This window comes from Pseudomonas sp. P7758 (assembly GCF_013386485.1).
Taxonomy (GTDB): domain Bacteria; phylum Pseudomonadota; class Gammaproteobacteria; order Pseudomonadales; family Pseudomonadaceae; genus Aquipseudomonas.
Genome location: NZ_JACARS010000012.1, coordinates 1 through 17,832, shown reverse-complemented (window position 1 = coordinate 17,832; position 17,832 = coordinate 1). Strand labels below are relative to the sequence as shown.

Annotated in this window: 17 protein-coding genes; 8 read left to right on the top strand and 9 right to left on the bottom strand. The window is 61.2% G+C overall.

All coding sequences use genetic code 11. From position 1 onward, the window contains the following. Nucleotide 1: 1 nt before the first annotated feature. The gene (locus tag HX873_RS02885; RefSeq protein WP_177122352.1) at nt 2–1,612 is read left to right on the top strand and encodes an argininosuccinate lyase; all 1,611 of its coding nucleotides are present in this window, start codon (nt 2–4) and stop codon (nt 1,610–1,612) included. Nucleotides 1,613–1,750: 138 nt separating this feature from the next. Here the strand turns inward: HX873_RS02885 and HX873_RS02880 are convergent, their stop codons facing one another. After that, nucleotides 1,751–2,983, bottom strand: a complete 1,233-nt coding sequence (locus HX873_RS02880; protein ID WP_102606145.1) for a cation:dicarboxylate symporter family transporter — start codon at nt 2,981–2,983, stop codon at nt 1,751–1,753. A gap of 118 nt (nt 2,984–3,101) precedes the next feature. On the opposite strand from HX873_RS02880, the gene HX873_RS02875 reads away from it, so the two are divergent. Next, nucleotides 3,102–4,016 carry a LysR family transcriptional regulator gene (locus HX873_RS02875; RefSeq protein WP_003207349.1) on the top strand — a complete coding sequence of 305 codons (915 nt, stop codon included), beginning with the start codon at nt 3,102–3,104 and terminating at the stop codon, nt 4,014–4,016. Between the two features lie 14 nt (nt 4,017–4,030). Here the strand turns inward: HX873_RS02875 and HX873_RS02870 are convergent, their stop codons facing one another. Continuing rightward, on the bottom strand, nt 4,031–4,360 hold the full coding sequence (locus HX873_RS02870; RefSeq protein ID WP_177122351.1) for a DHCW motif cupin fold protein: 330 nt from the start codon (nt 4,358–4,360) through the stop codon (nt 4,031–4,033). A gap of 141 nt (nt 4,361–4,501) precedes the next feature. Here HX873_RS02870 and HX873_RS02865 point away from each other — a divergent pair, with 141 nt between their 5' ends. Further along, complete coding sequence (locus tag HX873_RS02865) at nt 4,502–4,990, top strand: HIT family protein (RefSeq protein ID WP_102368849.1); 489 nt, start codon at nt 4,502–4,504, stop codon at nt 4,988–4,990. 162 nt (nt 4,991–5,152) lie between these two features. Here HX873_RS02865 and HX873_RS02860 read toward each other — a convergent pair whose 3' ends face one another. The 6 genes from HX873_RS02860 to HX873_RS02835 form a co-directional block, all read right to left on the bottom strand. After that, the gene (locus HX873_RS02860) at nt 5,153–5,629 is read right to left on the bottom strand and encodes a GNAT family N-acetyltransferase (protein ID WP_177122350.1); all 477 of its coding nucleotides are present in this window, start codon (nt 5,627–5,629) and stop codon (nt 5,153–5,155) included. 17 nt (nt 5,630–5,646) lie between these two features. Further along, a complete protein-coding gene (locus tag HX873_RS02855) occupies nt 5,647–6,144 on the bottom strand; it encodes a GNAT family N-acetyltransferase (protein WP_256349561.1) in 498 nt (165 codons plus the stop codon). Between the two features lie 27 nt (nt 6,145–6,171). Next, nucleotides 6,172–7,662 (bottom strand): aldehyde dehydrogenase, encoded by a 1,491-nt coding sequence (locus tag HX873_RS02850; protein ID WP_177122348.1) that lies wholly within the window; start codon nt 7,660–7,662, stop codon nt 6,172–6,174. A 39-nt stretch (nt 7,663–7,701) separates the two neighbouring features. Beyond that, nucleotides 7,702–9,081, bottom strand: a complete 1,380-nt coding sequence (locus HX873_RS02845) for an APC family permease (RefSeq protein ID WP_023658770.1) — start codon at nt 9,079–9,081, stop codon at nt 7,702–7,704. 119 nt (nt 9,082–9,200) lie between these two features. Further along, a complete protein-coding gene (locus HX873_RS02840; protein WP_134326381.1) occupies nt 9,201–10,583 on the bottom strand; it encodes an aspartate aminotransferase family protein in 1,383 nt (460 codons plus the stop codon). A 46-nt stretch (nt 10,584–10,629) separates the two neighbouring features. After that, nucleotides 10,630–11,469 (bottom strand): helix-turn-helix transcriptional regulator, encoded by an 840-nt coding sequence (locus HX873_RS02835; protein WP_177122360.1) that lies wholly within the window; start codon nt 11,467–11,469, stop codon nt 10,630–10,632. Nucleotides 11,470–11,622: 153 nt separating this feature from the next. Between HX873_RS02835 and HX873_RS02830 the strand changes: the two genes are divergently transcribed. The 4 genes from HX873_RS02830 to argE are packed head-to-tail and all read left to right on the top strand — an operon-like array spanning nt 11,623 to nt 15,225. Continuing rightward, entirely contained in the window at nt 11,623–12,954 is a 1,332-nt protein-coding gene (locus HX873_RS02830; protein WP_371316147.1) for a flavin-containing monooxygenase, read from the top strand. Between the two features lie 24 nt (nt 12,955–12,978). Beyond that, entirely contained in the window at nt 12,979–13,389 is a 411-nt protein-coding gene (locus tag HX873_RS02825) for a RidA family protein (RefSeq protein ID WP_003207327.1), read from the top strand. Nucleotides 13,390–13,405: 16 nt separating this feature from the next. Beyond that, nucleotides 13,406–14,083, top strand: coding sequence for a DUF1028 domain-containing protein (locus HX873_RS02820; RefSeq protein ID WP_177122347.1), 678 nt, complete (start codon nt 13,406–13,408; stop codon nt 14,081–14,083). Continuing rightward, entirely contained in the window at nt 14,080–15,225 is a 1,146-nt protein-coding gene (gene argE / locus HX873_RS02815) for an acetylornithine deacetylase (RefSeq protein WP_102606138.1), read from the top strand. The genes HX873_RS02820 and argE overlap by 4 nt, the downstream gene beginning before the upstream one ends. 117 nt (nt 15,226–15,342) lie before the next feature. On the opposite strand, the gene HX873_RS02810 is transcribed toward argE, so the two are convergent. Continuing rightward, nucleotides 15,343–16,254, bottom strand: coding sequence for a LysR substrate-binding domain-containing protein (locus tag HX873_RS02810; protein ID WP_003210159.1), 912 nt, complete (start codon nt 16,252–16,254; stop codon nt 15,343–15,345). Nucleotides 16,255–16,505: 251 nt separating this feature from the next. Between HX873_RS02810 and HX873_RS02805 the strand changes: the two genes are divergently transcribed. Beyond that, on the top strand, nt 16,506–17,832 hold a 1,327-nt coding region (locus HX873_RS02805; RefSeq protein ID WP_177122346.1), incomplete at its 3' end, for a cytosine permease.

Genomic DNA, 17,832 nt, shown 5'->3' with positions numbered 1-17,832 from the left:
CATGAATAGCAGAAAAAGCCTGATCCACCTGGCCGTCGCCTTTGCCCTGTTCAGCAGTTACGGCGCCTACGCCGCCGACACCGGCGCGTTGCCCTGCAAAACCACCGAAGAATGCGCCGCCCAGGCGGCCAAAGTCGGCGCCACGCCGGGCTCCTCGCAAAGCGCCCACAAGGTCAAGGGCGACCCGACCCAAACCCAGTTCGCCTGGTTGAACCGCATCAACAAAGCCTCGATCGTGATGCTCACCGAAGAAGGCATCGTCAAGCCGGACATGGGCCACAAGATCGCCGGCGGCGTGCGCTTTGCCATCGACCAGGCCGACCAGCCCGATGGCAAGCGCCCGGAAGATGTGCTGCAACTGGAAAAAATCATGACCGACAAGATCGGTCCGGAAGCGTCGCTGATCCACTCCGGCCGCAGCCGCCAGGACATGCTCGCCACCTACCGCCTGGCCAAACTGCGCTCCCAGGTGCTGGCCTACAGCGAGGCACTGAACGCCACCCGCCAACGTATCCTGAACATCGCCGACAAGAACATCGACACCCTGGTGCCCGCCTACACCAACGGCGTGCAGGCCATGCCCATCAGCTATGCGCACTACCTGCTGGCGTTCGAAGCCGCATTTGATCGCGACGGCCAACGCATCCGTGAACTCTACACCCGCCTCAACCTGAGCCCGATGGGCACCGCGGTACTGGCGAACTCCGCTTACCCGCTGAACCGCGAACGCCTGGCCGAGTTGCTGGGGTTCGACGGCGTGCGGGAAAACTCCCTGGATTCGAGCCAGGTGTCGACCTACGACATCCCGATCGAGGCGGCGAACCTCGCGGCGTCTTCGGCGATCCGCATCGGCGCGATGATTGGCGATATCCATACCCAGTACCATCAGATCCGCCCCTGGTTGCTGCTGGACGAAGAGTCCACCTACACCAGCAGTGCGATGCCGCAAAAACGCAACCCGGGGTTGTTGATGCGCACTCGGGAATCGGCCTCGGACGTGGTGGGCCTGGCGCAAACCGTGACCTTGCGCGCGCATAACGTCACCACCGGCATGACCGACTACAAGTTTGCGTTCGATTCATTGGGGCTGTTCCAGTCCACCGATGACATGTTCAAAAGCATGGATGCCGTGCTGGATGCGCTGCAGATCAACCCGCAGCGAGCGCTGGATGAGCTGGAGTCGGAATGGACCACGTCCATGGAGTTGGCCGACACCCTGGAGCGTCAGTTCAAGGTGCCGTTCCGCATTGGCCACAGCTTCGCCTCGTTGATCGTCACCGAGGCGCGCAGCAATGGCACCACGCCGAAGACCTTCGCGTATGCGGACGCGCAGAAGCTGTACACCCAGGCCGCGGACAAATACAAATGGACGCCGAATACGTTGCCGCTGGATGAGGCCGGTTTCCGGGCTGCACTGTCGCCGACCACGATGGTCAAGACTCGCAAGGGTACGGGTGGGCCGCAGCCGGAAGAGGTCAAGCGGATGCTGGTGGAAGCGCGCAAGAATCTCGACGCGGACCAGAGTTGGTTGAAGGAGCGTCGTGAGAAGCTGAAAGGTGCTGAAGGCAACCTGGACAAGGCCTTCGACAAGTTGCTCAACGCCAAGGGCTGAAATGCGATCTGAATGTGGGAGCGGGCTTGCTCGCGAAGGCGGTGTATCAGTTAGCAGATTTATTGGCTGACCCACCGCATTCGCGAGCAAGCCCGCTCCCACATTTGACCGCGTTTGGGTCTGGAAAGCATGTTCGCCTCAGTGACTCAGTTCCCGCTTCAACACCTCATGGTCAATCGACTTCTGCCACCCGCATATCGCCAGGCACGCCACGCAATTGCCCAGCACATTGGTCAACGACCGACACTTCATCAGCCGTTCCACTCCCAACAACAAACCCACCCCTTCCAGTGGCACCAGTTGCAGGATGTTCAAGGTAGCAATCAGGGTAAACAGCGCCGAGCCCGCGACACTGGTAGACCCCAGCGAGGTAAACAGGCAGATCACCAGCACCGCCAGCAACTCGGGCACGGCAATCTCCACCCCGGCGAGGTGCGCCAGGAACATAATGGCAGTGGTCAGGTAAAGATTGGTACCGGCCAAGTTGAACGTATACCCGGTGGTCAACACCAGGCGCACTAATTGGCGATCACAGCCCAGCGCCTCAAGTTTGCTGACGCAACCTGGAAGTGCGGCTACTGAAGAGCCGGTGAACGTCACCAACAACAACTCTTCTTTCAAGTAAGCAATTAGCCTACTCAATTTAACGCCGAGCAGGCGGGTAATCGTGGCGAACACTAGAATGACGAACACCGCGCAAACCAGGTAAATAACAACAATGAACTTCAAGAGCGGCAGCACCGAACTTAAACCGTACTTTCCCACCACAAATGCCATCGCCCCAAACGCCGCCAGCGGTGCGAACTTCAGGATAAACCGCAGCAACCAGAACAACCCGGCGACCGCCGCTTCCAGCCAACCGAGGCAGCGGTTTGCGACCTGGCCGCCACGCCCCAGCAGCAGGCCGCACAGCACCGCCACCAGCATCACCTGGAGCACCAGGCTTTGGGTGAAAACCTTGTAAAGACTGGACGAAATCGAGGTCATCGACAGCTCGTGCAGCAGCGTTTCGGGCGCGGCAGGCGGTGTCAGATGATCAAAATCCAGGTTGGCCACTGCCGTATGATCCAGGCTGAACAACCACCCCGTCGACATTCCCAACACCAATGCAGCAAGGGACATCAGCTGGAAATACACCACGATCCGCCCCACTACATGCCGATGGTGGGGCTCGCGCTTGATACCTGCGACACCGGTCGACACCAGCACAAACAACAGAAATGGCATCAGTAACCCGACCACTTTTATAAAGGCGTCACTGAGCAGCTTCATCTCGATTGCCACGCCCGGATAAAACAGCCCTACAACCATGCCAAGAGCAATGGCAATCAAAATAGGCAAGGTAGCATTATTGGCAAGTCGGGTTGGCATCAATGCTCCATGGTCTTTTTATTTATTGTTATTGTCGGATCAGGCCACTTTCGGCATATTGGTCGCCAAGGCGCACTCAGGCCACAAATAATAAAGTCTTGTCACGGGATATACCACCATGGAACTTCGCCATTTACGTTATTTCATCATGGTGGCCGAAGAGCGACATTTCACCCGCGCCGCCGCTCGCCTGAACATGCAGCAGCCGCCCCTCAGCCAACAGATACGTGCCCTCGAACAAGAGCTGGGATTCGACCTGTTCAAGCGCCACCCCAAGGGCGTCGACCTGACTGCCGGCGGGCTGGTGTTTCTCGATGAAGCGCGAGTGATCCTCGCCCGCGTCGAGCAAGGTTCCCTCAAGGCGGCTCGCGCTGCCCAGGGTATCGAAGGCACGTTGGTCATTGCCTTCACCAGTTCCGCCGCCGCCCACCCGCTGATCCCGCGAATCATCCGCGCCTACCGCGAGCAATACCCGGGCGTGGAGCTCTCGATCAACGAAGGCAGCGCCCGGGAAGTCACCGAAGACACCATCGAAAAACGCATCGACATCGGCATCCTCCGCGCACCGGTGGGCGACCACCAGAGCCTCACGTTCCACCGATTGCTCAACGAAGAAATGCTGCTGACCCTGCCCGTCGGGCATGCGCTGCTCAAGGGTGCCGAGCCAAAAATCACCATGGCCGACCTCAAGGACGAACGCTTCATCCTGGTCCGCCGCCCCGGCGCGCCGGGGATGTACGCCAACCTGATCAAGGCCTGCCAGAACGCCGGCTTCGAGCCGAAGATTGCCTTTGAAGTGGAGCGCATGCTGACCAACGTCAGCCTGGTGGCCGCAGGCGAAGGCATCTCGGTGGTGCCGGCGTCGATGCGCGACGTGCATCGCGAAAGCGTGGTGTACTGCCGGATCAGCGATGCACGGCCAAGGTTGCTGGCACCGATCACCCTGGTGCGGCGCGCGTTCAATCCGTCGACGCCGTTGCAGAATTTCATTGGGCTGGCGCGGGAGTTGGCGGGGGTTTATCGCAAGGGTTGAAGGGCGATGGAACGTCAATCGACCACAAATAACTTTGCGCCAATGGCAGTGGAGGAACGATGCCCCTCCATGTCATTACCCACCTGATAACTCATCCCGGCAGTCAGCGTGAACTGCCGGCCATCCTCCAGCTCGGTATGCAACTCACCTTCCAGGCACAGCAGGATATGCCCGCGCCAACACCAGTGATCAGCCAGGTAACCGGCGCTGTATTCGACCATGCGCACGCGGGTTGAACCGAACTGGCAAGTGCGCCAATACGCACTGCCGGTTTCGCCGGGATACATCACCGGCTCGAGGGTCGACCAGTCGGTGGTGCCAAAGGGGATTGCGGTCAGGTCCATGGTTTTCTCGGCATTGAATAGGTATGGATGAACCGTATCTATAAGGTGAATGCCGCGATAGAGACAGATCCGCTGCATTTGCGGGATACAGGGCGATGACTCTTGGTATCCTGCCAAGCCTCTTCGCATGGAAGCCCGTCGATGAAGATCGATCCATCCTTTGTTGTGCATGAGACCGAGCACTGGCTGCTCAATCATCACCTGTCATCCGCACTGCCGGGCTACCTGATGCTGGGTGCCAAGGCGCCGGTTGACTCACTGGCCGAGATGCCCGATGCGGCGCTCGCGGAGTTGGGTGGGTTGCTGGCCAAAACCCAGCGGGTCATGGAGGCTCAGTTGAAGCCCAAGTGGCTTTACATCAGCCGGTTCGGGCATATGCCGGGCTTCCCGCTGCACTTTCATTTCATACCGGTGTATGGATGGGTTGAAGCGCTGTTCTGGCAGGATGAGCGCTATCGGGTGTTGCAGGATTTCGGGACGCAGCAGAAGGCTACCGACGGTGCGGAGCTGACGCTTTTTATCTGGCGGGAGTTTGGTGAGAGCCCCACGCCGCCGGTGGTTCAAGGAGCTTCGGTGAGCGAGGTGATCAGGTGTTTGCGTACGGAGTTCAATACCCAAGACGACACATGACCTGTGGCGAGGGAGCTTGCTCCCGCTGGGCTGCGCAGCAGCCCCAAAAAGGTCAGCGAGTTCTTTCAGTCAGATTGCGCTGGCTTTATTGGGGCCGCTTCGCGACCCAGCGGGAGCAAGCTCCCTCGCCACAGCAAGCGCCCTCACCACAGTTTTTCCGTGTCAGCGCAAACGGCGCAGGTGTTTACGCATAGGAATACAGGCCAACTGCAACCCCGATGGCGAGTGGTAGATCGCCTGCTCATCGCCCACATACCCACACCGTCGATAAAAATCCGCCGCGTTCAACGTCGCGTCCAGGATCACTTCCTCGATCCCCAATTCCTGCGCCAACGCTTCCAGATACGCCAGTATCTGCTTGCCAATCCCGCGTCCGGTAAACCCGGGCAGCACAAACAGCGCACCGATTTCGTTGTTCGCCAGATCCAGCATGCCGGTGACCACAGGTTCAGCGTTCACGCAGCCCAGGTAAAAATGCTTGTCCATCAGCGTGTCGTAACCGTCCTTGGCTGCGCCTTGCGTCCACAACATCATCTGCTCGGACGTATAGGCGCCGATGCATTGGCTGCGTATGGCCAACAGGCGAATGTCGAAGGCTGCCTGTGCATCTTCCAGCGTGGCGCGTCGTATCTCGAGCATCTGTCCCTCCATGGACGTCAGGCGTTCTCGTCACCCGGCCGGGTAAACGAATAGCGATCAATATCGGTCCTCAACTGCCAGCCCTGGCCCTGCCAATAGCGGGCAGCGCTGTCGTTGGTCTTGAACACATCCAGGTGGCATTTGCGGATGCCCAATTGCGCCAAGCTGGTGAGGCAGCGCTCAACCAACGCGTTCGCAATACCCTGGCGCCGATACGCGGGCAGCACCAGCAGGTGCTGCAAATACCCGCGCCGGCCATCGTGCCCGCACATCACGCACCCAACCAGCCCCCCATCGACCTCGGCGACGAAACTCAGGCCTGGATTGCGCTCCAGGTAACGCTCAGTGGCCTCGCGGGAGTCGGCATCGCGCAGGGAGATGCCAGGCGTTTTCTGCATCAGTTCGAGCACGGCGTCGTAGTCGGCAGTGCTCATTACGCGAATAGTGACCATGGTGTTCAAAGCCCTCTGGGTTCGCACTGATTTTGCCTGTAGTTGTGCCGGTCGCGCACGCATAAATACACGACCGGATAACCGCTTGAGTCAACGCAGCTGAAACCAGGTGGTTTTCAGCTGCGTGTACTTGTCAAAAGCGTGCAGCGACAAATCACGCCCGAACCCGGATTGCTTGCCACCACCGAACGGCACCGCCACATCCAGGGCGTCGATGGTGTTGACCGACACCGTCCCGGCATTCAGGGCACGGGCCACGCGGTGCGCACGGTTGAGGTCATCACTCCAGACCGAGGCCGCCAGGCCGTAGAGGCTGTCGTTGGCCTGCTGTATCGCCTGCTCTTCCGTGTCGAAAGCGCTGACGGCAAGCACTGGGCCGAACACTTCATCGCGGGACAGGGCCATGTCGTGGGTCACACCGGCAAAAATGGTTGGCTGGATGAAGTTTGCTGAACCATTGATGATCACCTGTTCGCCACCGCACAACAGCCTGGCGCCCTCCCCCTGGGCCTGGCTGATGGCGTGCATGATGCGTGCGGTTTGCTGACTGTCGACGATGGCACCGGCCGCACTGCCGGGGTCCAGCGGATCACCCGGCATCCAGGCGCGCGACTTGGCGATCAGGCGCTCGACGAATTCGTCATGGATGGAGCGTTGCACGTAGAGACGGGAGTTGGCCGAACACACTTCGCCCTGGTTGAAAAAGATGCCGAAGGCGGCCTTCTGCGCCGCAAGGTCCAGGTCCTGGCAGTCCTCAAACACCAGGTTCGGGCTCTTGCCGCCACACTCCAGCCACACCTGTTTCAGGTTGGACTGGGCGGAGTACTGCATGAAGTATTTGCCCACCTGAGTGGAGCCGGTGAACACCAGGCAATCCACGTCGGGGTGCAGCCCCAGGGCCTTGCCGGCACTGTCGCCGAGGCCGGGCACTACATTCAACACACCTTCCGGGACACCGGCTTCCAGGGCAAGCTGGGCCAGGCGCAGGGCAGAAAACGGCGACTGCTCGGCAGGTTTCAAGACCACGCTGTTACCGGCCGCCAACGCCGGCGCGAGTTTCCAGGCGGCCATGTCGAGCGGGAAGTTCCACGGCACCACCGCCGCGATCACCCCCAGTGCTTCACGCGTGATGGTTGCCAACGCGTTGTGAGCGGTGGGCGCGACTTGATCGTAGAGCTTGTCGAGGGCTTCGCCGTACCAGGCAAACACATTGGCGGCGCCGGGCACGTCAACGTTGTAGGCGTCCATCACCGGCTTGCCCATGTTCAGCGAATCGAGCAGCGCCAGTTCCTCGCGGTGGGTCATCAGTAATTCGGAGAGCCTGATCAAAATTTTCTTGCGCTCCACCGGCGGCATCCGTCGCCAGGGGCCGGTCTCGAAGGCCTGGCGTGCGCTGCGCACGGCCAGGTCGACTTCTGCGTCACCGCAGGCTGCAACCCGCGACAGCAACTGCTGGGTCGCAGGGTTAATGGCATCGAAGGTCGCCCCGGATGCCGCATTCACTGAGCGGCCACCGATCAGGGCGGTGTTGATGAACGTCTGGCGGGCAACACGCTGTTGCCAGTAGTTAAGGTCGAACACGTTGTACTCCCAATGAATGGCGATGGATAAACGAGGGGTTCACTCGGCGATCTGCAGTTCCGGCATCTTCACGCGCAGCCCCCGCGTGATGCCCAGCAGGCACAGGAGCCCAAGCCCCATCCAGCACAGGCCGATGGTGAACGACAGGCTGGAAAGGCTGCTCCATAGCCAGATCGTGCTGAGGAACCCAAGCGCCGGCACAACGGCGTACAGCAAGTAGTTCCTGGTACCGCGCAACTTCTGGTCGACCAGGTAGTGCTTGATCACCGCCAGGTTTACCGCCGAGAACGCGAACAGCGCACCGAAGCTAATCATGTTGGCGACGGTATCCAGCGTGATGAACAAGGCAATCAGCGAGAACAGGCTGACCAGCACGATGGCCGTGGCGGGCACGCGCTTTTTCGTCACCAGCTTGCCGAGCACGCGGGGCAGCGCGCCGTCACGCCCCATGGCGAACAGCACCCGCGACACACTGGCCTGGGAGACCATCGCCGAGGCGAAGCAACCGGCGACATAGGTTGCGGTAAAGGCGGTCACCAGCAGTTCGCCGCCCACCCGGCGCATCACATCCACCGAGGCGGCATCCGGGTCGACGAAGCTGTTCCATTGCGGGAATACCATTTGCGCGAAATACGAAACCAGCAGGAACAGCAGTCCGCCGAACAGCGACACCACCATGATCGCCAACGGGATGGTGCGGCGTGGGTTGGGGGTTTCCTCGGCCATGGTCGACACCGCATCGAAGCCAAGAAACGACAGGCACAGCACCGCGGCGCCCGCCATGATCAGCGGCGCGCTGAAGCCTTCATGGTGGAATGGCGCCAGCAGCGACACGGGTGCGGACTGCTCGCTCAGGGTGTGCACCGACAACGCCACGAACACCACGATGAACACCAACTGAGCGACGATGAGTATCCAGTTGACCCGGGTGATGGACTCGATGCCCACCAGGTTCAGCGTGGTCACCAGGGCAATCGAGCCGAGCACCCACACGGCGGTCGGCACCCCGGGAAAATACTCGGACATGTAGATGCCGATCAGCAAATAGCTGAGCAACGGCAGGAAGATGTAGTCCAGCAACAGGGTCCACCCGGCGATGAAGCCGAAGTAGGCGCCAAACGCCTTGCGGGTGTAGGAGTAGACCGAGCCCGAATAGGGATGCGCCTGGACCATGCGCCCATAGCTGTAGGCCGTCAGCAGCATGGCGGCGAGAGTCAGCATGTAGGCGGTCGGCAAGTGGCCCTTGGTCATTTGGGTCACCAGCCCGTAGGTGGTAAACACCGCCAGCGGCACCATGTACGCCAGGCCGAACAACACCAGCCCGATAAGACCCAGCGGCTGACGGAAGCGGCGGGACGAGGCGGCTTTGGGTGAGGATTGATGAGCGGGTGTATCGGTCACGTTTGTTATTGTATTCATGGGTGACTCCTGGAAATGGGGATGCAGGGCGTCGCGGCATTCGATGGCATCGATGCCGTTCAGCGTTGCCTGATGGAGGTTGCGCACCACCCCTCGCCTGGGGTGGCGCGCTGGTCACTTCAGCGTTTTCCCGCGATCCGTGCGGTGCGATCCACGGCGATGCGGGTCTTTTCAACCAGCTCGTCCAGCTCAGTGCGCGTGGCCACCAGTGCCGGCGCCATGATCATGCGGCCCAGCGTCGAGCGAATGATTACGCCCTCTTCGAAACCAAACGTGCGGCACTGCCAGGCCAGGTCGTTTTCGTTCTCGAAGCGCTTGCGGGTGCTCTTGTCTTCAGCGAACTGCAAGGCCGCGAGCAAGCCCGTGCCCTGGATCTCGCCGATCATCGGGTGATTGCCAAACACTTCATGGAGGATTTTTTGCAGGTACGGTCCGGTGTCGTTCTTCACCTGGCGCACGATGCCTTCGTCCCGCAGCGCCTTGAGGTTGGCCAGCGCCACCGCCGCCGCCACCGGGTGCCCGGAATAGGTCAGCCCGTGGGCAAACACGCCGCCGCGCTCCACCAGCGCATCGGCCACGCGCTTGCTCAGCACCAGGCCACCCATCGGCAGGTAACCGGAGGTCAGGCCCTTGGCGATGGACAGGGTGTCGGGCTCGAAACCGAAGTGTTGATGGGCGAACCATTCGCCGGTACGGCCAAAGCCACCAATCACCTCATCGGCACACAGCAGCACATCGTATTGCCGGCAAATGCGCTGGATCTCGGGCCAGTAGCTTTCCGGCGGGAAGATCATGCCGCCCGCGCCCTGGAACGGCTCGGCGATAAACCCGGCGACGTTTTCAGCGCCCAGCTCGAGGATTTTCTCTTCCAGCTGCAAGGCGCAGCGGCGGCCGAACTCGGCAGGCGTCAGCTCGCCGCCATGGGCGTACCAGTAGGGTTCGTCAATGTGTGCCACATCGGGAATCAGGCCGCCCATCTCGTGCATGAACTTCATGCCGCCCAGGGCAGACGCCGCCAGCGTGGAGCCGTGATAACCATTCCAGCGCCCGATCATGATTTTTTTCTGCGGTTGGCCGACCACTTGCCAGTAACGGCGCACGGTACGGATCAATACTTCGTTGGCCTCGGAGCCGGAGTTGGTGTAGATCACGTGGCTGTAGTGGCCCGGCAACAGGCTGAAGAGCAACTCCGACAGCTCGATCACCGCCGGGTGGGTGGTGTGGAAGAACATGTTGTAGTACGCCAACTGGTCCATCTGGGCGGCAGCGGCAGCGGTCAAGTCCCTGCGACCGTAACCCAGCTGGGTGCACCACAGGCCCGACATGCCGTCCAGGTAACGCTTGCCTTCGCTGTCCCACAGGTAAAGGCCCTCACCGCGCACCATCACCCGCGGGCCTTCGGCATTCAGCGCTTTTTGATCGACAAATGCATGGATGTGGTGGGCCGCATCCGACTTCTGGTAGTCCTCGGTCAGGCGGTTCAGTTGGGCGGGTACGTTCATGGTATTTCTCTCTTATTAGTAGTGACGCAAGGGCGAGCAACGCCGCTCAGCGGTGCTTGCTCATGTAGCTTTCAAGGGGGTCTTTGCTCAGCACTCCCTGGGCTTCGGCCAGCGAATCGATAAACAGGGCAAACAGTTCCGATTGCGCGCCGATATCGAGCTTGGTGTAGATGTGCTTGCGGTGGGACTTGATGGTGTCTTCCGAGACATCGAGGCGTTCGGCCAGCGAACGGGTGGAATGCCCGCGCAGGATCAGTTGGGCGATCCGGCATTCCCGCTCGGTCAATATCGACGAGCCGAAGTTGTTCAGCGCCGAGTGAATGCGCTGCTCCAGCAGGTTTTCAAAACGCGCCCCCTGGGCATCCAGGCCAACGAAATGCTTGCCCAGCACCGCCAGCACCCACGCCGCGATGCGTTTGAATTGCCGAGTGGTGGTGGTGTCGAGCTTTTGCGTAAAGGCCAGCGACACCGCCAGGCTCGAGCCGTTGCTCGACTGCAGGATGTAGTTCAGCTCATCCTCCAGATGGGAGTGGCGGTAAAACGACTGGAAGTATTCGCTGAGCTCGAAGTGATCGGGGGCGACCTCGGCCAGCTCATAACACCCGGAGCTGACGCCCTCCACACAGGCCCCGTAAAACGGGTCGAGCAGATAAAACCCCGACAGGTACTGGCGCACATTGCCTTGTGGCAACCATGGCCCGTCCAGCTCGAACAGCGCACTGGGCATGCCGCCGCGCGGGTAGAAATACAGCGTGGTGGCCTGGATCGGCTGGAGATAACCGAGAGCCTCGAACAAGGTCGCGGCGAACCCCGGCTGCCCGATGCTGTCGGTCACCCGGGCCATCTGTTCGAACCATTGCGCAGAAGAAAGCCGGTCGTTTTCCACTTCAAACACTCGCTGAAAGAACTGCAAGGATGGTTGCACACCCGCTCCATCCTCGAAATCACCCGATAGGGTGAGCCTGCATCCGATATTTATGCTCACTTCCCAGCTTAATAATATTTTATTAAAAACCGCCCTCCCCCTAGCCTTGAAGCCATGCCCAAGCTGAATCCAACTGCATTACGCAAGGACAGACACATGACTCAAGCAATAACAAAAACAGACACGCTGGTGGTGGGAGCCGGTCAGGCTGGCGTCGCCATGAGCGAGCACCTGAGCAAGCAAGGCGTGCCGCACCTGGTGCTGGAGCGCAGCCGTATCGCCGAGCGCTGGCGCACCGGCCGCTGGGACTCGCTGGTCGCCAACGGCCCGGCCTGGCATGACCGTTTTCCGGGCCTGGCCTTCGATAACGTCGCCCCCGATGGCTTTGCGCCGAAAGAGCGTGTGGCGGACTACTTCGAAGCCTATGCACGCAAGTTCAATGCACCGATTCGCACCGGCGTCGACGTGACCTCGGTGGTGCGCAATGTAGGTCGCCCAGGCTTCACCATCCACACCAGCGAAGGCGTGATCGAAGCCAATCGCGTGGTGGCGGCCACCGGGCCGTTCCAGAAGCCGGTGATTCCGGCGATTGCCCCTCAAGACAGCGCGCTGCACCAGATCCACTCCGCCGACTACCGCAACCCCGCGCAACTGCCGGCCGGCGCGGTGCTGGTGGTGGGGGCGGGTTCCTCCGGGGTGCAGATCGCCGACGAACTGCAACGCTCCGGGCGCCAGGTGTACCTGTCGGTGGGTGCTCACGACCGCCCACCGCGTGCCTATCGCAACCGCGATTTCTGCTGGTGGCTGGGCGTGTTGGGTGAGTGGGACCAGGCCGCGATGAAACCCGGCCGCGAGCACGTGACCATTGCGGTGAGCGGCGCCCACGGCGGCAAGACCATCGACTTCCGCGAGCTGGCCCAGCAAGGCATGACCCTGGTCGGCCTGACCCAATCCTTCAACGGCAGCGTTGCGAGCTTCCAGCCCAACCTGGTGGAAAACCTGGCCCGCGGCGATGAGAACTACCTGGCCCTGCTGGATGCAGCGGATGCCTATATCGAGCGTAACGGCCTCGACCTGCCGCCAGAGCCCGAAGCGCGTCGTGTGTTTCCCGATGCCGAGTGCATCAAGCACCCGATCCTGGAACTGGACCTGGCCAAGGCCGGTATCACTTCAATCATCTGGGCCACCGGCTTTGCCGTGGATTACAGCTGGCTGAAGGTCGATGCATTTGACGCCGCCGGCAAGCCGCAGCACCAGCGCGGCGTGGCCAGCGAGTCAGGCATCTACTTCCTCGGTTTGCCATGGCAGTCGCGCCGGGGCTCGTCGTTTATCTGGGGGGTGTGGCATGACGCCAAGTACGTGGCCGACCATATCGCCATCCAGCGCCAATACCTTGAGTACCGCGAACCGGCACCGGTTGTTCACACCTCACCTGTCAGCGCCTGATCACTTTTTTCTGGAGTTTTTTTGATGCCTACTCACACTCGCATCCGCATGTTCAACACCAAGGAAACCTACCCTAACCAGAGCCTGGACAATGACCTGTGCCAGGCCGTACGCGCCGGCAACACGGTGTATGTACGGGGCCAGGTGGGCACCGATTTCGACGGCAACCTGATCGGCCTTGGCGACCCGCGCGCGCAAGCCGAACAGGCAATGAAAAACGTCAAGCAACTGCTGGAAGAGGCCGGCAGCGACCTGAGCCACATCGTCAAGACCACCACCTACCTGATCGATCCGCGCTACCGCGAGCCGGTGTACCAGGAAGTCGGCAAGTGGCTCAAGGGCGTGTTCCCGATCTCCACCGGGTTGGTGGTTTCGGCCCTGGGCCAGCCACAGTGGCTGATGGAAATCGACGTGATTGCAGTCATTCCCGAGTAACCCAAGGAGGCACGACATGACCTTTTCAATCGTCGCCCGCTGCGCGGAAACCGGCCAGATGGGCATTGCCATCAGCTCATCGAGCATCGCCGTGGGCGCCCGCTGCCCATGGCTGCGGCCCGGCGTGGGTGCGGTCTCGACCCAGAACATCACCCTGCCCGCTCTCGGCCCGGACGTACTCGATCTATTGGAGCAAGGCCTTGCCCCTGCCGATGCCGTAGACAAGGCCCTGACCCGCAACGGCTACAGCCAATACCGGCAACTGACGGCGATTGATCACCTCGGGCGCACGGTGCATTTCAGCGGCAACGAAACCCTTGGCACCCACAATGCGGTGTCTGGCGAACAGTGCGTGGCCGCCGGCAATATGCTCGCCAACCGCGCGGTGATCGAGGCGATGGTCAAGGCCTTCGAGCAAGGCGAAGGCCAACTGGCAGACCGCCTGCTGGCCGCGATGCATGCGGCCATTGCCGCCGGGGGTGAAGCCGGGCCGGTGCATTCCGCCGCGCTGGTGGTGGTGGGCGAGCTGACCTGGCCGATCATCAACCTGCGGGTGGATTGGGCCGACGAGCAGCCGATCGCCGAGCTGCAAAAGCTCTGGGACGCCTACCGTCCACAGGTGCAGGACTACATCGACCGCGCCCTCGCCCCGGACCGCTCCCCTGGCTACGGCGTGGCCGGAGACGACCGATGAGCACCAGCCGCGAACTGCTGCAGGCGCTGGTGGGGTTTGATACCACCAGCCGCGAATCCAACCTGAAGCTGATCGAGTTCGTGCGCGATTACCTGGCAGGGTTCGGCGTGCCTTGCGAGTTGATCTACAACGATGAGCGCAGCAAGGCCAATCTGTTCGCCACCCTCGGCCCGGCGAATGTGCCCGGGATTGTGCTGTCGGGGCACACCGATGTGGTGCCGGTGGATGGCCAGCCGTGGACGTTGCCGCCGTTTGAGTTGACCGAGCGCGACGGCAAGCTGTTTGGCCGGGGCACGGCGGACATGAAGGGCTACATCGCCTGTGTACTGGCCCTGGTGCCGGCCTTGGCAAGCGCAGACTTGCGCATGCCGGTGCACATCGCCCTGTCCTACGACGAGGAAGTCGGCTGCCTTGGGGTGCGTTCGTTGCTCAAGGTGCTGGAACAATGGCCGGTGAAACCGCTGCTGTGCATTATCGGCGAGCCCACCGAGCTGAAGCCGGTGCTGGGCCATAAAGGCAAGCTCGCCATGCGCTGTGAAGTGCATGGCGAGGCCTGCCATTCGGCGTATGCGCCCCAGGGCGTGAATGCGATCGAGTATGCGGCGGAGTTGATTGGTGAGCTGGGGCGAATCGGCCAGCGCCTCAAGGTGCATCAGGACGAGCGCTTTGACCCGCCGTTCAGCACCGTGCAAACCGGGGTGATCTCCGGGGGCAAGGCGTTGAATATCGTGCCTGCCGATTGCCGTTTTGACTTTGAAGTGCGCGCCCTGCCCTCGATGGACCCGGGTGAAGTGGCCGAGGAGCTGCAAGCCTATGCGATGCAGCAGGTGTTGCCGCGGATGCAGGCGGTGAGCCGGCAGAGTGCGATTCGCTTCAGTGAGTTGTCGGCGTACCCGGGGCTGGCCACCGACCAGCGCAGCCAGGCGGCGGAGCTGATTGCGGCGTTTTGCGGCTCGCGGGAATTTGGCACCGTGGCGTTCGGGACCGAGGGTGGGTTGTTTGATGCGGCGGGCATTCCGACGGTGGTGTGCGGGCCTGGGAGCATGGACCAGGGGCATAAGCCGGATGAGTTTGTGAGTGTTGCGCAACTGAAGGCTTGCGATGCCATGTTGTTGCGCATGCTCGACTCGATTCGCGCCTGAAACGCGGGCCAAATGTGGGAGCGGGCTTGCTCGCGAATGCGGTGTGACAGTCACCCGATGTATTGACTGATCCACCGCTTTCGCGAGCAAGCCCGCTCCCACATTTTAGTTCTGTGTCTAACCTAACAACCGCGCCAGCTCTTCCCGGCAATACTCCACAAACAACTGCACCGGCTTGGTCAACGGCGCCCGCCGCAACCACACCGCCGACAACCCCGACCCCGTCACCGTCTCCGCCAACGGCACGCACACCAGCTTCTGCCCGTCATAGGAATACGGCGAAAACGGCTTGGTCACCAGGATCGAAAACCCGAACCCGCGCCCCACCATCCCCCGCACCATCTCGATCGACGGCGAACTGAAGACAATATTCGGCGTCAGCCCACGCTCTTCAAAGATGCTCACGAAGTACGTCCGGCTCGGCAGCACATCCAGCAAAATCATCGGTTCCAGCACCAAGTCCGCCAAGGACACCTTGGCTTGCTGCGCAAACCGGTGATCCGCCGGCAGCAACGCATAGGGTTGCTGCGGCGGCATCAGCGGCGTGGTCTCGATGGCGCTGCCCAGGTCATGCTCAAACAGCATCGCCACATCGATACTGCCGGCCGTCAGCGCCTGCACCAGTTCCTGTTGTTCGCCATCGCGCAGACGGATTTCCACCCCCGGCCAACGCTCCCGGAAACCGGCAATCAAGCGCGGCAAATACAGCGGTGCCACGGTTTCGAAGCAACCGATATCGATCTGCCCCGCCACCACGTCATTGTCTGCCAGGGCGTTCTGCTCAAACTCATGGGCCACCCGCAGCAGCTCCAGGGCCTTGCGATAGAACCGCGCACCGCTCGGCGTCAGTGACACCCCTTGGGCGTGATGGCGGATAAACAGCTGCACACCGAAGCTGTCTTCCAACTGCTTGATGGCCGTCGACACCGACGGTTGCGCGATATAGAGCTTGCGCGAGGCCTCTGCCACGCTGCCGCACTCGGCCGTGGTTACAAAATATCTGAGCTGGCGCAGGTTATAGGCAGCCATCGGGACCTCCATAAACGTGGGATTTCGCCCCAAACAAGTGCGTGAAAATCGGCTTTTTCACACAGATTCAAGTGCATGCAACATACCGGAGCAAAAAACCCCGCGAGATATTATTTTTAAGGTCTATAGCAACAAACTTACTAATTTACCTCCCTGTGACCATTGCACATGATCACTCCAACAACAAAAGCGACGCACACGCGCCGCCCAGCGAAGTACGTCAACGTACTCACCTTGCCTTGGAGCTCGTCATGGTTACCACTGCAACATCCTCCGCCCCGCTTATCGAAAAACACACGATTGGATACGTGCCCCCGGAAGATCGCCACGGAAAGGTAAGAGACCTGTTCACCCTGTGGTTCGGCGGCAACATCGCGCCGTTGCCCATCGTCACCGGCGCGCTGGCCGTGCAACTGTTCGGCCTTAACCTGGTGTGGGGCATCATCGCCATCCTCGTCGGCCACCTCGTCGGCGGCGTGCTGATGGCGCTGCACTCGGCCCAGGGCCCGCAGATGGGCATCCCGCAAATGATCCAGAGCCGCGCCCAGTTCGGCTCCCTTGGCGCACTGCTGGTGGTGGTGATCGCCGGCGTGATGTACATCGGCTTCTTCGCCTCCAACATCGTACTGGCGGGCAAATCCCTGCACGGCGTCGTCGACGCGATCCCGGTACCGGTAGGCATCGTCATCGGCGCCATCGGCTCCGGGATCATCGGCATCATCGGCTACCGCTTCATCCACGTCCTCAACCGCATCGGTACCTGGGTGCTGGGCGCGGGCATCGTGCTGGGGTTCGGCTACATCTTCACCCATGTGCAGACGGCCGACTTCCTGACACGCGGTAACTTCAACATTTCCGGCTGGCTGGCCACCGTGTCATTGGCGGCGCTGTGGCAGATCGCGTTTGCGCCGTATGTGTCTGACTACTCCCGCTACCTGCCGGCGGATGTGCCGGTGGCGTCGACCTTCTGGACCACCTATCTGGGCACCGTGCTCGGTTCCAGCCTGTCGTTCATCTTTGGTGCGGTTGCGGTACTGGCTACGCCGGTGGGCATGGACACCATGGACGCGGTCAAACTGGCGACCGGCTCCATTGGCCCGCTGATGCTGTTGCTGTTCCTGCTTAGTGTGATCAGCCACAACGCGCTTAACCTGTACGGTGCGGTGCTGTCATTGATCACCCTGGTACAGACCTTTGCCTACCGCTGGATCCCCACCGCCAAGGCGCGTGCAGTGATCTCGGTGCTGGTGCTGGCGGCGTGCTCGATTGCGGCGGTGTTTGCGTCGAAGGATTTTATCGGGCACTTCGTGGACATGGTGCTGGTGCTGCTGGTGGTACTGGTGCCGTGGACGGCGATCAACCTGATCGACTTCTATGCGATCCATAAGGGCAAGTACGACATCGGTTCGATCTTTCGCGTGGATGGCGGGATTTATGGCCGGTACAACCCCCAGGCGCTGGTGGCCTATGCGGTGGGGATTGTGGTGCAGATTCCGTTTATGAATACGCCGCTGTATGTCGGGCCGATTTCGGCGCATATCAACGGGGCGGATTTGTCCTGGTTGGTGGGGTTGGTGG

What these genes read in the sequence shown, in the direction of transcription:
- HX873_RS02885 (WP_177122352.1), top strand. Translation starts at nt 2, where the DNA reads ATGAATAGCAGAAAAAGCCTGATCCACCTGGCCGTCGCCTTTGCCCTG.
- HX873_RS02880 (WP_102606145.1), bottom strand. Translation starts at nt 2,983, where the DNA reads ATGCCAACCCGACTTGCCAATAATGCTACCTTGCCTATTTTGATTGCC.
- HX873_RS02875 (WP_003207349.1), top strand. Translation starts at nt 3,102, where the DNA reads ATGGAACTTCGCCATTTACGTTATTTCATCATGGTGGCCGAAGAGCGA.
- HX873_RS02870 (WP_177122351.1), bottom strand. Translation starts at nt 4,360, where the DNA reads ATGGACCTGACCGCAATCCCCTTTGGCACCACCGACTGGTCGACCCTC.
- HX873_RS02865 (WP_102368849.1), top strand. Translation starts at nt 4,502, where the DNA reads ATGAAGATCGATCCATCCTTTGTTGTGCATGAGACCGAGCACTGGCTG.
- HX873_RS02860 (WP_177122350.1), bottom strand. Translation starts at nt 5,629, where the DNA reads ATGCTCGAGATACGACGCGCCACGCTGGAAGATGCACAGGCAGCCTTC.
- HX873_RS02855 (WP_256349561.1), bottom strand. Translation starts at nt 6,144, where the DNA reads ATGCGTGCGCGACCGGCACAACTACAGGCAAAATCAGTGCGAACCCAG.
- HX873_RS02845 (WP_023658770.1), bottom strand. Translation starts at nt 9,081, where the DNA reads ATGAATACAATAACAAACGTGACCGATACACCCGCTCATCAATCCTCA.
- HX873_RS02840 (WP_134326381.1), bottom strand. Translation starts at nt 10,583, where the DNA reads ATGAACGTACCCGCCCAACTGAACCGCCTGACCGAGGACTACCAGAAG.
- HX873_RS02830 (WP_371316147.1), top strand. Translation starts at nt 11,623, where the DNA reads ATGCCCAAGCTGAATCCAACTGCATTACGCAAGGACAGACACATGACT.
- HX873_RS02825 (WP_003207327.1), top strand. Translation starts at nt 12,979, where the DNA reads ATGCCTACTCACACTCGCATCCGCATGTTCAACACCAAGGAAACCTAC.
- HX873_RS02820 (WP_177122347.1), top strand. Translation starts at nt 13,406, where the DNA reads ATGACCTTTTCAATCGTCGCCCGCTGCGCGGAAACCGGCCAGATGGGC.
- argE (WP_102606138.1), top strand. Translation starts at nt 14,080, where the DNA reads ATGAGCACCAGCCGCGAACTGCTGCAGGCGCTGGTGGGGTTTGATACC.
- HX873_RS02810 (WP_003210159.1), bottom strand. Translation starts at nt 16,254, where the DNA reads ATGGCTGCCTATAACCTGCGCCAGCTCAGATATTTTGTAACCACGGCC.